Source organism: Methylobacterium sp. Leaf117 (assembly GCF_001422985.1).
Taxonomy (GTDB): Bacteria; Pseudomonadota; Alphaproteobacteria; order Rhizobiales; family Beijerinckiaceae; genus Methylobacterium.
Window position 1 is genome coordinate 192,717 of record NZ_LMNL01000034.1, and the last position, 13,345, is coordinate 206,061.

General features: G+C 67.7%; 14 protein-coding genes and 1 pseudogene. 4 read left to right on the forward strand and 11 right to left on the reverse strand.

What is annotated here, in order from left to right; all coding sequences use genetic code 11:
* Nucleotides 1-3: 3 nt before the first annotated feature.
* The 10 genes and pseudogenes from fliP to flgB all read right to left on the reverse strand — a co-directional run bounded on the left by fliP (nt 4) and on the right by flgB (nt 6,858).
* On the reverse strand, nt 4-777 hold the full coding sequence (fliP, locus tag ASF57_RS15450) for a flagellar type III secretion system pore protein FliP (RefSeq protein WP_056484891.1): 774 nt from the start codon (nt 775-777) through the stop codon (nt 4-6).
* A 277-nt stretch (nt 778-1,054) separates the two neighbouring features.
* Entirely contained in the window at nt 1,055-1,552 is a 498-nt protein-coding gene (locus tag ASF57_RS15455; protein ID WP_056181381.1) for a flagellar basal body-associated FliL family protein, read from the reverse strand.
* Nucleotides 1,553-1,589: 37 nt separating this feature from the next.
* The gene (gene flgH, locus ASF57_RS15460) at nt 1,590-2,306 is read right to left on the reverse strand and encodes a flagellar basal body L-ring protein FlgH (protein ID WP_056181384.1); all 717 of its coding nucleotides are present in this window, start codon (nt 2,304-2,306) and stop codon (nt 1,590-1,592) included.
* A pseudogene (locus ASF57_RS27370) lies at nt 2,306-2,692 on the reverse strand (MotE family protein); the annotation flags it as partial. The gene flgH and the pseudogene ASF57_RS27370, both read right to left, overlap by 1 nt.
* 428 nt (nt 2,693-3,120) lie before the next feature.
* Complete coding sequence (gene flgI, locus ASF57_RS15470; protein WP_056484894.1) at nt 3,121-4,227, reverse strand: flagellar basal body P-ring protein FlgI; 1,107 nt, start codon at nt 4,225-4,227, stop codon at nt 3,121-3,123.
* Nucleotides 4,227-4,610, reverse strand: coding sequence for a flagellar basal body P-ring formation chaperone FlgA (flgA, locus tag ASF57_RS15475; RefSeq protein ID WP_244477012.1), 384 nt, complete (start codon nt 4,608-4,610; stop codon nt 4,227-4,229). Before flgA ends, flgI begins: the two co-directional genes overlap by 1 nt.
* A gap of 208 nt (nt 4,611-4,818) precedes the next feature.
* Nucleotides 4,819-5,607 (reverse strand): flagellar basal-body rod protein FlgG, encoded by a 789-nt coding sequence (flgG, locus tag ASF57_RS15480; RefSeq protein WP_056181393.1) that lies wholly within the window; start codon nt 5,605-5,607, stop codon nt 4,819-4,821.
* Nucleotides 5,608-5,701: 94 nt separating this feature from the next.
* On the reverse strand, nt 5,702-6,046 hold the full coding sequence (locus ASF57_RS15485) for a flagellar hook-basal body complex protein FliE (protein ID WP_056484898.1): 345 nt from the start codon (nt 6,044-6,046) through the stop codon (nt 5,702-5,704).
* A gap of 9 nt (nt 6,047-6,055) precedes the next feature.
* The gene (flgC, locus tag ASF57_RS15490; RefSeq protein WP_056181398.1) at nt 6,056-6,472 is read right to left on the reverse strand and encodes a flagellar basal body rod protein FlgC; all 417 of its coding nucleotides are present in this window, start codon (nt 6,470-6,472) and stop codon (nt 6,056-6,058) included.
* Nucleotides 6,472-6,858: a flagellar basal body rod protein FlgB gene (flgB, locus tag ASF57_RS15495; RefSeq protein ID WP_056484901.1), complete on the reverse strand. Its 387-nt coding sequence runs from the start codon at nt 6,856-6,858 to the stop codon at nt 6,472-6,474. The genes flgC and flgB overlap by 1 nt, the downstream gene beginning before the upstream one ends.
* A gap of 928 nt (nt 6,859-7,786) precedes the next feature.
* Between flgB and ASF57_RS24895 the strand changes: the two genes are divergently transcribed.
* The 4 genes from ASF57_RS24895 to ASF57_RS15515 all read left to right on the forward strand — a co-directional run bounded on the left by ASF57_RS24895 (nt 7,787) and on the right by ASF57_RS15515 (nt 12,880).
* Entirely contained in the window at nt 7,787-8,653 is an 867-nt protein-coding gene (locus ASF57_RS24895) for a carbohydrate-binding domain-containing protein (protein ID WP_082504026.1), read from the forward strand.
* A gap of 404 nt (nt 8,654-9,057) precedes the next feature.
* Nucleotides 9,058-9,330 (forward strand): BrnT family toxin, encoded by a 273-nt coding sequence (locus tag ASF57_RS15505; protein ID WP_056484905.1) that lies wholly within the window; start codon nt 9,058-9,060, stop codon nt 9,328-9,330.
* A 28-nt stretch (nt 9,331-9,358) separates the two neighbouring features.
* The gene (locus ASF57_RS15510) at nt 9,359-9,610 is read left to right on the forward strand and encodes a BrnA antitoxin family protein (protein WP_056181414.1); all 252 of its coding nucleotides are present in this window, start codon (nt 9,359-9,361) and stop codon (nt 9,608-9,610) included.
* Nucleotides 9,611-10,135: 525 nt separating this feature from the next.
* A complete protein-coding gene (locus tag ASF57_RS15515; protein ID WP_156376171.1) occupies nt 10,136-12,880 on the forward strand; it encodes a heparinase II/III family protein in 2,745 nt (914 codons plus the stop codon).
* 10 nt (nt 12,881-12,890) lie between these two features.
* Here the strand turns inward: ASF57_RS15515 and ASF57_RS15520 are convergent, their stop codons facing one another.
* Complete coding sequence (locus ASF57_RS15520; protein ID WP_056484907.1) at nt 12,891-13,337, reverse strand: hypothetical protein; 447 nt, start codon at nt 13,335-13,337, stop codon at nt 12,891-12,893.
* Nucleotides 13,338-13,345 lie beyond the last annotated feature (8 nt).

Genomic DNA, 13,345 nt, shown 5'->3' on the forward strand with positions numbered 1-13,345 from the left:
ATCCTAGAAGAACGACCGGACCAGGCCTCCGACCAGCATGTTCCAGCCGTCGATCAGGATGAAGAACAGCACCTTGAACGGCAGCGAGATCACGGTCGGCGGCAGCATCATCATGCCCATCGACATGATGATGGTCGACACGATCATGTCGATGACGAGGAACGGCAGCGCGATCAGGAAGCCGATCTCGAAGCCGCGGCGCAGTTCCGAGATCATGAAGGCCGGGATCAGGATACGCAGGTCAACCTTCTCGCCGCCCTCGGCGCGGGGGATGTTGCGGCTGGCCAGATCGGTGAAGGTCTGAAGATCCTTCGGCCGGACATGCTGGGTCATGAACTCGCGGAACGGCTCGACCAGCTTCGGGATCGCCTCCTCCTCGGAGATGCGGTTCTCGGTGAGCGGCTTCAGGCCCTCGTTCCAGGCCCGGTCGAAGGTCGGCGCCATCACGTAGAACGTCATGAACAGCGACAGGCTGACCAGGAAGATGTTGGCCGGCGTGCTCTGGAGGCCGAGGCCCGAGCGCAGGAACGAGAACGCGATGGCGAAGCGCGTGAAGCTCGTCACCATCACGAGGAGGCCCGGGGCCAGCGACAGCACGGTGAGCAGGGCCACGAGTTGCAGGATGCGCCCGCTCGCCGCGCCGTTGCCGGCCGGGAGCAGCGCATCGAGCGCCGGCAGCCCCGTGGCGGACTGGGCGAGTGCCGGCTCGGCCAGGACGAGGCCGGCAGCGAGGACGAGGCCTGCCGTGATGAGCGGTTTCATGCGGACCGATTTCATGAGGACAAAAGTCTTGGGGCTTCCGACCGGTCGCGTCGCGGATTGCGCCTCGGCGCGTCCGGCAGGACGGGGGCGACTGAATTCCCGCACCTCCGAAGAAGCGGACCGCGATCGGAAATCGGATGATGGCGGTCAGCCGCGGATGGGCGTGAGGCACCGCGGGCCCCCCTCTCCTGAAAGAAGAGGGACCCGCGCAACCCGCGCGTTCCGGGAAGGCCGTGGCGGCTGGGGAGAGACCACCGGCCGGGGATGGAGGATATCGCAGCCATGGGGCGCCCTACTGCACCACCAGCGTCTCGACGATCAGTTCGCGCACCTGTCCCTTGGTGCGAAGCGCCACGCGCTCGTTGAGGTCCTCGCGCAGGTGCAGGAGGCCGCTGGGGCCCTCGATCTGCTTGGTCGTGACGGTGCGCAGATAGGCGACGATATCGGAGCGGATCTCCGCCAGGGCGAGGTCGGGGTTCGGCACGGCGCCGGTCTTGAACACCACCGAGGATTCGAGCCGGATCCAGGCCTCCGTGGTGTCGGCGAGGCTCGTCACCACCGAACCGACGCTGCGCAGCGCCACGTCGCCGGTGTATTTCAACACCTTGACCGCCTTGTCCTCCTCGTCCTTCTTCTTCACGTCCACCGCCTTCTCGACGGTGGAGAGGAGGTACATGCCGAGACCGCCGCCGGTGCCGATGGCGACGAGGCTGGTGAGCGCGAGGGCCGCGATCCAGCCCTTGCCGCCCCCCGCCTTCGCGTCGGTCTTGTCGTCCGCCTTGGCCGCCATGGCTCGGGTCCCGCCTTCCGGTTCGTCGAACGGCGCCTCAGAACGGCGCCAGGGTCTCGAAGACCTGCTGGCCGAAGGTCGGCGCCTGCACGTCGGTGATGCGGCCGCGGCCACCGTAGGAGATGCGCGCCTCGGCGATCTTGTCGTACTCGATGGTGTTCTTGCGCGAGATGTCACGCGGCCGGACGATGCCCGCCACGGTGAGCACGCGGACCTCGTTGTTGACCCGCACCTCCTGCGAGCCGCTGATGACCACGTTGCCGTTGGGCATCTGCTCGGTGACCACGGCGGCGACCTGCAGGCGCAGCACCTCGGAGCGGTCGATGTTGCCCGCGCCCTTGGTCTCGGTCGAGGAGCGGATGCCGGTATCGGCGGTGGCCGTGTCCTTGAGGGCCGAGACGCCGTAGCCGAAATCGAAGCCGAGGCCGGACTTCTGACTGCGCGAGCGGTCGCTCGAATTGCCGAACTGCGCCTTGTCGTCGATGAGGATCGAGACCGTGATGACGTCGCCGACATTGCGGGCGCGGGGATCCTGGAACATCTCGGCGCTGCCCGGCGCCCAGGTCGAGTGGTAGGTGCGCCGCCCGAGGGAGCCGTAGGTGGTGGGCAGCGCCTCGCGCGGCGGCTGCAGGCCGGTGCCGATCGGGGTCAGCAGCGGCGGCTGTCCCATCCGGTCCATCGGCGTGTTGCAGGCGCCGAGAGCCGGCGCCAGGAGCGCCAGGGCCAGACCGGCCCGAAGGGTGTTGCGGGACATCAGGATTTCTCGCTCTCGCGGGCCTTCTTGCCCATCTCGGTCATCATGCGGGCCAGCTGCGCGGCACGGGCCGCCTCCATCTCGCTCAGGATGGCGCTGGCGGTGCGGGCGTTGAGCTTGGTCAGGATCGCGGCGGCCGACTCGTCCGGCATGTTGGCGAGCTGGAGCGCGGCGGCATCCGCCCGCATCTTGGTGTAGATCGCCACCACGCCCTCGTCGGCCTTGGCCAGGAAGGCGTTGCGCCGGGTGAGCCAGGCCTCGTACTCGGCGCGCTTGGCCTCGAGCTGGGCGATGCGTTCCTCGACCTGCTTCTCGAGCACCGCGAGCTGCTCCTTCTGCCAGGCGAAGCGGGCATCGGCGGCGGCATCCGCGATGCTGGCACAATAGGCCGGCGGCTTGGGTGCGGGCCGTACCGGCTCCGGCGCGGCCTCGGGCGCCTTGACCTCGGCGACCTGGGCGGACTCGATGGGCTTCGACGGCTCGGCGGGTTTGGCGCCTTCGGCCTTCGGGTCGATCGCCCCGGTCGTCTCGATGATCCGGGTGTCGACGATCCGGGCCTCGACCGGCTTGATCGCGACAGAAGGCTTCGGCTGCGCCGGCTTGAACGGGCCGGGGTTCAGGCCCGAGATGGCGGGCTTGGCGCCCTCCAGCGCCCGGGCCGGGCCGAGCCCGAACGAGGCGAGCGCCAGGGCGCCGAGGCACACGAGCAGGCGCAGGGCCATCGGGACCAATCCGCCGGGTGGTCCCATCGGGGTCCGGGCCGGCACCACGAGCCGGGCCGGCTCGCCCACCGGCGACAGGGTGTTGCCGGCGCTCATTGCACCACCAGCTCCGCCTGGAGGGCTCCGGAGGTCTTCACCGCCTGGAGGATCGAGATGATGTCGCTGGGCTTGAGCCCGACATTGTTGAGTCCGCGCACCAGGGTCTGGAGATCCGAGCCGCCGATGATCGCCATCCGGCCCGGCTGCTCGTTGACCGCCACCTCGGTGCGCGGCACCACGGCGGTCTGTCCGTTGGAGAAGGGGGCGGGCTGCGAGACCTCGGGCGCCTCGGTGACCCGCACGGTGAGGTTGCCGTGGGTCACCGCCACCGTGGAGATCTGGACGTTGCGGCCGATCACCACCGTGCCGGTGCGCTGGTCGACGACGACGCGGGCCGGGGTGTCGGGATTGACGGTGAGGTCGCCGATCTCGGCCACGAAGCGGGTCTGGGCGATGTTGCTCGGGCGCTGCAGGGCGATGGCGCGCTGGTCGCGCGGCGCGGCCACCCGGCGGTGGAAGCGGGCGAGCGCGTAGGCGTTGATGGCGTCGGCCACCATGGTGGCGGTCTTGAAATCGGGGTTCTTCAGCTCGAACACCAGTTCGGGCAGATCGCGAAAGGTGCCCGGCACCTCGCGCTCGATCAGGGCGCCGTTGGGGATGCGGCCGGCGGTCGGCACGCCCTGCGTCACCGTCTCGGCCTGGCCGCCGACGCTGAAGCCCGAGACCGCCAGCGGCCCCTGCGCGGCGGCGTAGGTCAGGCTGTCGCCGCCCATCAGGGGCGTCATCAGCAGGGTGCCGCCCTTGAGCGAGGTGGCGTCGCCGAGCGAGGTCACGGTGACGTCGATGCGCGAGCCGGTGCCGGTGTAGGGCGGCAGGTCGGCGGTCACCATCACGGCGGCGACGTTGCGGGTGCGCAGGCGGGCGTCGCGCACGTTGATGCCCATGCGGTCGAGCATCGATTGCAGCGACTGCTCGGTGAACTGGGCGTTGCGCAGGGTGTCGCCGGTGCCCTGCAGGCCGGTGACGAGGCCGTAGCCCACGAGCTGGTTGTCGCGCACGCCCTTCAGGGTGGCGATGTCCTTGATCCGGGTCCCCGCCGCGGTGGCGGGCGCGGGCAGGACCAGAAGCATCGCCGCGATCAGCGCCAGAACGCGGCGCATCAGCGGTCCCCGGTCCGGATTCGGCCGTCGGCCATCACGGTGCCGAGCACGATGCGGTTGGTGTCGGTGTTGCGCACCCGGATGACGTCGCCGAGGCCGCCGTTCTGGAGCGGCGCGCCGACGGCGGTGATGAGCAGGCCGTGCTCCTCGAACACGATCTGGGTCGGCGTGCCCCGGCTCACGAGGCGCGGGTCGTCGACGGCGTTGACCGGCACCGGCTCGCCGGGCAGCAACATCCGCTTGGCGATGCGGCCGGTGATCGCCAGCGGCGCGTCGACCACGGCGGTGCGGGCCCGGAAGTTCTCGGGGTAGGCCTGCATCCGCAGCATCGTCTCCTTGATGGTGTCGCCGGGATAGATCGTCACCGTGGGGACCGGCAGCATCAGGTCCGCGGCCGAAGCCGAGCCGGCGAGGAGACCCAGCCCGGCGGCGAGGGCCGCGCGGCGCCCGGTGCGCTTGAGAAAAGCCATGACGTGGTCGCGCCCTTGAAAGCTGGCCCGGTGGGGCGGCCGCCGGCCGCGCCGGGAGGCCGGAGCCCCCCGACGCCGCGGCGTCGGTGTGAAGGTCGGTGGTGCAGGCGCCGGAGGGCGCCTAGCGGATGCCCTTGGAGACCGTGCCGGCCATCTCGTCGGCGGCCTGGATCACCTTCGAGTTCATCTCGAAGGCGCGCTGGGCCGTGATCATGTTGGTGATCTCCTTGACGGGATCGACGTTCGAGCTTTCGAGGTAGCCCTGCTGCAGCTTGCCGAAGCTCGGATCGCCGGGCACGCCGGTGACCGGCGCGCCGGAGGCGCCGGTCTCGCGGTAGAGGCCGTTGCCCAGGGGCTCCAGGCCGGCATCGTTGGCGAAGTTGGCGAGCGTGATCTGGCCGAGGTTCTGCGGCTGCACCTGCCCGTCGACCTTGGCGAAGACCTGGCCCGACAGGTTGATCACCACGTCGACCGCCCCGTTGGGGATGAGGATCGCCGGGTCGAGGGCATAGCCCTCCAGGGTCACGATCTGGCCGGCATTGTTGCGGTTGAACGCGCCGGCGCGGGTGTAGTTGATCTCGCCGTTGGGGTTGGTGATCTGGAAGTAGCCCCGGCCGTTGACCGCGAGGTCGAGCTGGTTGGCGGTGTTGGCGAGCGGCCCCTGCCGGTGCAGGTTGCGGATGGCGGCGGTGCGCACGCCGAGACCCAGCATGGCGCCCTCCGGCACCGGCTCCTGGCCGGCCTGGTTGGGCACGCCCTGCTGGCGCTCGGCCTGGTAGAGCAGGTCGGTGAACTCGGCCCGCGCGCCCTTGAACCCGGTGGTGTTCAGGTTGGCGATGTTGTTGGCGATGACCTCGAGGTTCATCTGCTGGGCATTCATGCCCGTGGCCGCGATGGCGAGCGCTCTCATAGGTTCACGGTTCCGTCGGGTCGGTGCGGCAGGGTTTTGAAACGATCAGATCGGCGAAAAACTCAGATCGGGAGAGCTTCAGATCGGCAGAGCCTCAGATCGGCATGCGGCTGAGTTCGAGATAGGCGGCGACCACCTTGTCCCGGACCGCGATGGCGGTCTGCAGGCTCTGCTCGGCCGACATCACCGCTTCGACCACCTGCTGCGTCGAGGCCTTGCCCTGGATGCCCGAGATGGCGGTGGCCTCGCCGGTGCGCAGCGAGGTGCGCAGGCCCCCGGCGAGCTGGGCCATGACGTCGGCGAAATCGGTGCCGGGAGCGGCCGGGGTGGTCGCCGGCATCACCGGAAAGCTGGTCCGCGCCAGGGGCAGCGCGGCCTCGGTGCGGGTGAGGCCGGCGGCCCGGTCGAAGGCGGCGAGCGAGGTGAGGGCTTCGATCATCGCTTGGGTTCAGGTCCTCAGGAGGTCGATGACGCTGGCGACCATGGCGCGAGCCTGCTTGATCACCTGCACGTTGGCTTCGAAGGAGCGGTTGGCCTCGCGGATGTCGGCCATCTCCATCAGGACGTTGACGTTGGGCATCTTGACGTTGCCCTCGGCATCGGCGGCCGGGTTGCCGGGGTCGCGCTCGATGCGGAAGGGCGCGTCGTCGGTGCCGATCCTGCGCAGGGCGACGGTGGGGCCGCCGGCCGCCCGGTCCAGGGCGGAGCGGAAGGTCACGGTCTTGCGCGCATAGGGGTCTGACCCCGGGGCGTCGCCCGTGGACTGGGCGTTGGCCACGTTCTCGGCGGCGATGCGCAGGCGCAGGGACTGCGCCTCCATGCCGGCGGTGGCGAGACGGGTGGAGGCGGCGAGCGGGTCGATCATCAGCTGCCCCGGACCGCCGCCTTGAGCATCCGGTCGAAGGCCTTGACGATGCCCATGTTGAGGTTGTGCTGGCCGCTGACCTCGCCGGCCTTGAGCATCTCCTGCTCCAGGCTGACGGAGCTGCCCGTCGACAGGGCGTCCCAGGCCTCGGCGGCCGCGACCGGCTTCGTCGGGATGCGGCCCTCGCCCGTGGTGACGTGGGCGCTCTGCGTCATGGCCAAGCCGGACGCGGCGGTGCGCGCCATCACCTCGGAGAACGGCACCACGTCCCGCGCCTTGTAGTCGGGCGTGTTGGCGTTGGCGACGTTGCTGGCGATGGTCGCCTGCCGCACCCCGAGGTAGCGCGCCTGCTGCGAGGCCAAATCGAAAAGATAGACGCCCGTCACGGCTGGCTCCGGTCCCGATCGTTCATGACCGGAGCATTAGGGCGGCTATCTTGTCCGAGGCTGGCGGGGGTGGGCGGGCGATTTTCTCAAGGCTCAAAGCCTCGGCTGGGGCCACCCGGCCGTCAGACTCTAAGAGCCTGCGGTAGCTTCGTAAGAGAGGCCTCGCGGGCGACAGCAACCAAGCTTCGACACGGAATCGACCACTCTCTCGGAGGCGGCTGCGTTGCGCGGCTATTTCCCTTTCAGCCAAGCGGCATTGATCCACGATCGCGGCGCAACACGGAGCGAAGAAAACGCTTTCCCGCCGTCGACGTCTGAGAGACGCAGAACCTGTTCGCCGGGAGGGCATACGATCCCTCCCAAGGACCGACCGCCCAACCGGAGATCCGGCTGTTGCTGCGGAGCCAGTGAAAGCATTGCAAAACCCGTTTTCTCAGCAATCAATTTCGCGACACACTTTCCCGACAGAATCGAGCTGCTGTGTTGCGCGCACGGTCTCAAACCTGCGAGCCGTTGGGAAAACGGTCGGTTTTCTGACATTAACCCGCGGACCGTCTAAATCGGTTTGATCCGGAAGCAATAAGAAAACATTCTTGTATTAACGACGTCGTGCTTGCTCAAGACGGACAAGCCTACGCACAACGATGAGAGACATTGCTAGAGCTGCGCGAGGGACACACCTTTCTCGACAAATAACCGAATGAAACCGATTGCCCATACTCCGCGCCCGCGCTTGACGATCAACAAGTTGTTACAAAAGAGCAGGCAAATCCTCGCCTAGAAGAAGATTTTGGATTTGATAACATCGATCCTAAGTATTTTTTACTCGGTTTACCCCCGTGGATCTTTGATAAGCTCGTAAAAATTTCGGATCGATGAGCCGTAGCGATAGGTTCTTCGGCCTAGCAACACTAAGGATCGCATCCCCATGGCAGACACGTTTACGTTCCGCATTTCGGAAGACCGGTTCGAGTATAAAGCTGACGCTGAGTTCGTTGTAAAGATAAACGGAGTGGCATATAGCGATACGCTTACTTCTACATCATCGCATACAGCAGGATTATACCAGGACTTTAGTTTTACGGGCGACTTCAGTAATGCCCAACAGGTTTCGGTTACATTTCTGAATGATATTTCTAACGGTATGGGTGCTGACCGGAACCTATATGTCGATAGTTTTAGCTTTAATGGTAATACCGTGAGCGGCTCAAGCGCTTCGTATACGAATGGTGCGCCGTCTTTCGGAAGCACAGGTCTTTATAAGACGTTCGATACAGCAGCGTTCAACGTCAATGGGCATGCGGGCAACACCGAAGTCGGTACGTATACGTCTGAGGGTGTGCACCGCTTCTTCAACACGAAGACCGGCGGGCATTTCTTCACGATCTCTGACGCGGAAGATGCACAGGTGCTAGCTACCCGTCCTGATCTGCGGCCCGAAGGAATTGGCTTTGGTGGATTTGCCACGGACCAAGGTGCGGCGACGGAGGAGGTATACCGCTTTTTCAACACCAAAACCGGTGGTCACTTCTTCACGACTTCGGAGGGCGAGCGTGACGAAGTGATCGCCACCAACCGTGACTACAAACTGGAAGGCGTGGGCTTCTACGACTTTGCGGTCGATCAAGGCGCTGCAACGGAGGAAGTGTACCGCTTTTTCAACACGAAGACTGGTGGACACTTCTTCACCGCCTCTGAAGGCGAGCGCGATCAAGTGATCGCTACCAATCATGACTACAAATTTGAAGGTATTGCTTTCTACGCTCCGGAACATGCAGGTACATTTATAGTTTAAACTCGGCACGACACCAATCCGTCGAATAAACGTCCCGCGAGCGTGACGGCAGATATCTCGCTGCCGTCACGCTTGTGCAGGTCGGCATGGAGAGCCACGCCAGCGAGAGCGAGCTCGTCTTTGCGGACAGCCCCGTACCGGCCCGACCGTGTTGCGTTCAGAACCAAACTTATGATTTCCAATCAGCTTTTCCTAACGGGTTTGAGCGTCAGGTTTACGGTCGTTTGATCGAACCCAAACGTATTCCCGACGGGTGCACGCAATCGCTCATCCGCCGCCCGCTAGGGCAGCTCGGTTCACGCCGGGGCAGCAAGCGACCCTTGGCGTCGTAGCCAACGAGCGGGGATATTTGCGTAACTCCAAATAATCGTTGACGCGAGAATTTATGTGGTTACACATAAGCAATGGTGGTGACCTTCCACCCCGCGAAAAGAGATGAGGCGTTGACCGAGCGCGGCCGCGATTTCGCGCTGGCATCCGAGGTGTTTGCCAGTTCCCTCGTCACCGTCCTCGACGACCGACAGGAATACGGCGAGGAACGCCTCGTCACGGTCGGCCTGCTGATCGGCCGGATGGTGGTGGTGTGCTGGACGCCGCGCGGCGAGGATCGCCATGTTTTTTCGATGAGGAAGGTCAATGACAGCGAGCAAAAGAAATACGCTTCGCTCCTCCGTTAGGGGAATTGGGGCAACCGACCTCGCCAAGGTGGACTCTCACGAGATCACCGCCGAAGAGTACGATGAGATTCCGGAGCTGACTGACGAGATGATGAGCCGGGCCGTGCCCGGCGACGGCGTCGAGTTGCTCAAGCGGGGTCGCGGCCGGCCGCCTTCCGACAGCCCTAAGCGACAGGTCACATTGCGCCTGGACGGAGATTTGGTCGAGGCGATGCGGGCGAGTGGGCCGGGTTGGCAGACCCGCGCGAACGACGCCCTGCGCAAGCGGTTCAAGGCGTAGTGGCTCGCTCTTCGCCGCGGCAAACATCCGGCTAGGACAACAGACCCGATGGCGATCATCGAAGCCGAGGCCATGTGGGAGACGCAAGGCCCAGACGAGTAGAGAAAACGACCGTTTGTTCCGCCTACCAGATGCTGATTCATTCAATGCCACAGCGGGCGGATACGCACCGGATTACGCCTGCCTTGTGATCGTACAGCCTCGCAGCTTTGATGATTGTGGCCCGCTGGACCCCTCACTTCACCTCAGGGCAGGTGCTTGCCTTGATCCCATCGCATCATCCCGCCCGAAACACCGCACAGCGTCACGGCGTCGGACAATCGCTTGCGCTGAAGATCTGACCCGATGGGGACGGCGATCTCTCTTGCAGGTCGGCCTGCTTGACACAGCGTGGCCCCACCCCCTCAGTGGCCCCATCGCACCGTCACCGGGGCGCCACAGAACAACAAATCGGCCCCCTCTGTTCCGCACCCCACGCCCCACTGTGCCGATGTCCCCTCCCCCCGTCTCCGTCCGGTCCGCCCCGTGAGCGAGGCGCGCGTGCCCGGCCTTCGGGTCCTGCTGCCCGACGCGGCCCGCTATGCCGGCGGGGCGAGCGTCGGGCCGGAGGAGAACGCGCACTGGGTTCCGGCCAAGAACCGCTGGTCGCGGGTGGTGCTGCCCTTCGGGGGGCTGGTGCCGGAGGCGTGGTGCCATCTCGGCTTCCGGCTCGCCTGGGCGCCGGAGGAGACCGCCGGCTCGGCCCTCGACTTCGCCCTGGTGGGGATCGACTTCCTGGCCGAGGACGGGTCGAGCCTCGATTTCGACCACGTGCCCGGCCTCGACCGGACGCTGCTCGATCCGCACGGCACCTGGATCGCCGGCCCCGCCACCCTGCCGCCGGAGACGCAGGGCGCGCGGGCCGGGCGCATCCACCTCGCCTTCCGGGTCCCGGCCCCGGCCACCCGCCTCACCGTCACCCTCCGCTCCTGGCGCAACAGCGCGCCCTTCACGGTCTCGGAGGCCAGCCTCGCCCAGGGGCCGCAGCTGGCGCCCTCGCCGGCCCTGATCCCCCGGGTGCGGCACCGGCTCGGCCCGGAGCCGGCCTGGATCGACCACGCCCTGGTGCCGGGCGGCGGCCTCGTTTTGCGCGGCCAGCTCTACACGCCGCATCCCGGCGCCCACGCCGCCCTGGCGCGCATCGTCTACCGCGACCGCCAGGGCGCGGATCTGGCGCCGCCCTATCCAGGAACGATCTCGGTGCCGGGGCTCGGGGCGCTGATCGACCTCTCCGCCCACCAGCAGGCCCGGCGCTTCACCCTGGAGCTGCAGCCCCCCGCCGGGGCGGCGCGGGTGTCGGTCGGCTTCGCCACCTGGGAGGCGGACGGGCCGGCGGTGGAACTCCTCGGCCCGCCGGAGGTGGCGCTGGAGGATCGCCTGCGGCTGGAGAGCCTGGGCGCCGACGACCTTCTCGGCCCGACCGACTTCCTCGCCCGTCTGGCCGAGCGCCTGTCGCTGCCCGGCGCCGCCTTCGCGGGCTGGTGCCCGCAGCCCGAGGCGGTGGCGGCCCTGCCCCCGGTGCTCGCCCGCGCCCGCGCGATCCAGCGCGGCGAAGGCCATCGCGCCCTCGGCCTCGACCGGGCGCTGCGCCTCGCCGGCCATCCGGCCTGGACCGTGCCGGAGGCGCCGGACTGGCGCGAGGACCCGTTCCGCTCGGTGCCCTGGCGCCTCGAGTACCAGTCGCTGGCCTGGCTCGGCGCCCTCGCCGAGGCGCCCGGCGGCGGCGGTGCCGCCCTGGCGCTCGCCCTGTCCTGGTCGCGGGCCAACCCCTGGGGCGCGCCCACCGACGGCCTCGCCCTGCATCCGGCGGCGCTGGCCGCGCGAACCGAGACCTTCGTGCGCCTGCTGGCGCGGGCCGGCAAGCCCGGCGGCCCGGCCGCCCTCACGCTCACCGGCGAGGTGGTGCGCCACGGCTTCGCGCTGGCGGAGATCACCGGGCAGAACACCTTCGGTCGCTCGATCCACCAGATCCAGGCGGCGGCGACGCTGTGGCTCGTCGCCCGCGCCCTGCCGCTGCTGCCCCTCGCCGGCCACTGGCTGTCCCTGGCCCGCGCCGCCCTCGACACCGGCCTCGCCCCGCTCCTCGATGCATCGGGCCGGTTCTCCGACCCGTCGCTGCACCAGCGCCTCGAACTTCTGACCCTCCTGCGCGCCCTCGGCCTCGCCCTCGACTCCGACGACGCCGCCGAATCGGCCCTGAAGGACCGCCTCGACCGGGCCGTGGCGGCCGGCCTGCCGAGCCTCGCCGGACTGCTCGATCCGAGCGGGCGGCTGCCGCCGTTCGGGGACGCGCCGCACGGCGAGGATGCGGCCGGCTGGATCGGTCGCCTCGGCGCGGAAGCCGGACGCGCACTCGTCGCCGAACGCTGGTCGGAAACCCCGCGACCTCGACGCGACCGTCCTGGTATACCGCGCGTCGTTTCCGAGCCCGCGACGGGCCGGATCGACCCGATCGCGGGCCTGATCGCGCAGCGCCACGACGCCCCTGGCCGGGGCTGGGGCCACTTCGCCTGCACCTTCGCCAGCCAGGGCCAGGGGCCCGGCCCGGGCCATCGCGACGCCGGTTCCTTCGCCTATGCCTGCGAGGGCGTGCGCTGGATCGTGGAGGCCGGCGGCTCGTCCCAGGTCGAGACCGGGGCCGCCCGCCACCACCTGCTCTCGGCCGCCGGGCACAATACGGCGACCCTTCAGCACCGCGAAACCACAGCCGGATCAACGCTTTACCTCGGGGCCGAGCGCCTGATCGGCGCCACCGTCCACCGCCTCGCCACCCAGGGGTACGGGCCGGACATCGCCCATCGCCGGGTCTTCCTGGTGCTCGACGACCTCTCCGGACTCGTGGTGCTGGACCGTTTCACCGGCCCCGGCGGTCCCCTCGCCTTCGAGGCCGCGGCCCACCTGTCGCCCGGAATCCTGGTGGCCCTGGCGGGTCCGCGCCGCGCGATGGCGCAGTCCGGCCGGCATCGCCTCTCCCTGTCTCCGGTGGCGATCACCGGGCGCAGCGCCGGCCTCACCCTCCGCAACGGCTGCAACGCCCATCCCGGCGCCCTCAGGGGCTTCGTCACGGCCGCGTCCGGCGGGCTCCAACCGACGAGCGTGCTCGGCTATGCCTTCGCGGGCGCCGGCGCGGTCTGCGGTGGCCTCGCCCTGGCGGCCGATGCCGACGCCGACCAGCGGCTCACGGCGTTGCTGGAGGAGGCCGCCTTCGGCCGCCTGCTGTCGGAGGACTGAGCGGCCGCCCCTACGAGCGGACCTCGCGCTTGGCGACGAAGTTGAACTCCTCCACCAGCACGTCCTTCACCACATCCGATCCGAGACGGAGATTGACCTGTTTACGGATCTCGGCAAGGCGCTGGGTGACGTTGTAACGGGACAGCCGTTTGAAATCGATCGCCCGGTCTGTGTAGATTTGCCGGAATGTTTCATCGATCACGAAGGCATTTGGTGGCACCGAAAGCGTATGCATCAGGCGCGCATCGGCGGTGAACACCAAGACGGCAATGATGTATCCCTGCACCTTACCGTCGACCACCATCGGAACATTGATGGGTGCTAGTTTTTGATACTGAAGTCCTTCAAGATACGGCTCGGCCTTCTTGGCGAACAGCCCGGCACCCCAGGTCACGGCGCCGTAGCAGGACAGGATGGTGAGGCCGCAGATCCACAGGCCGGTGACGAGGATGCGCATGACGGGGT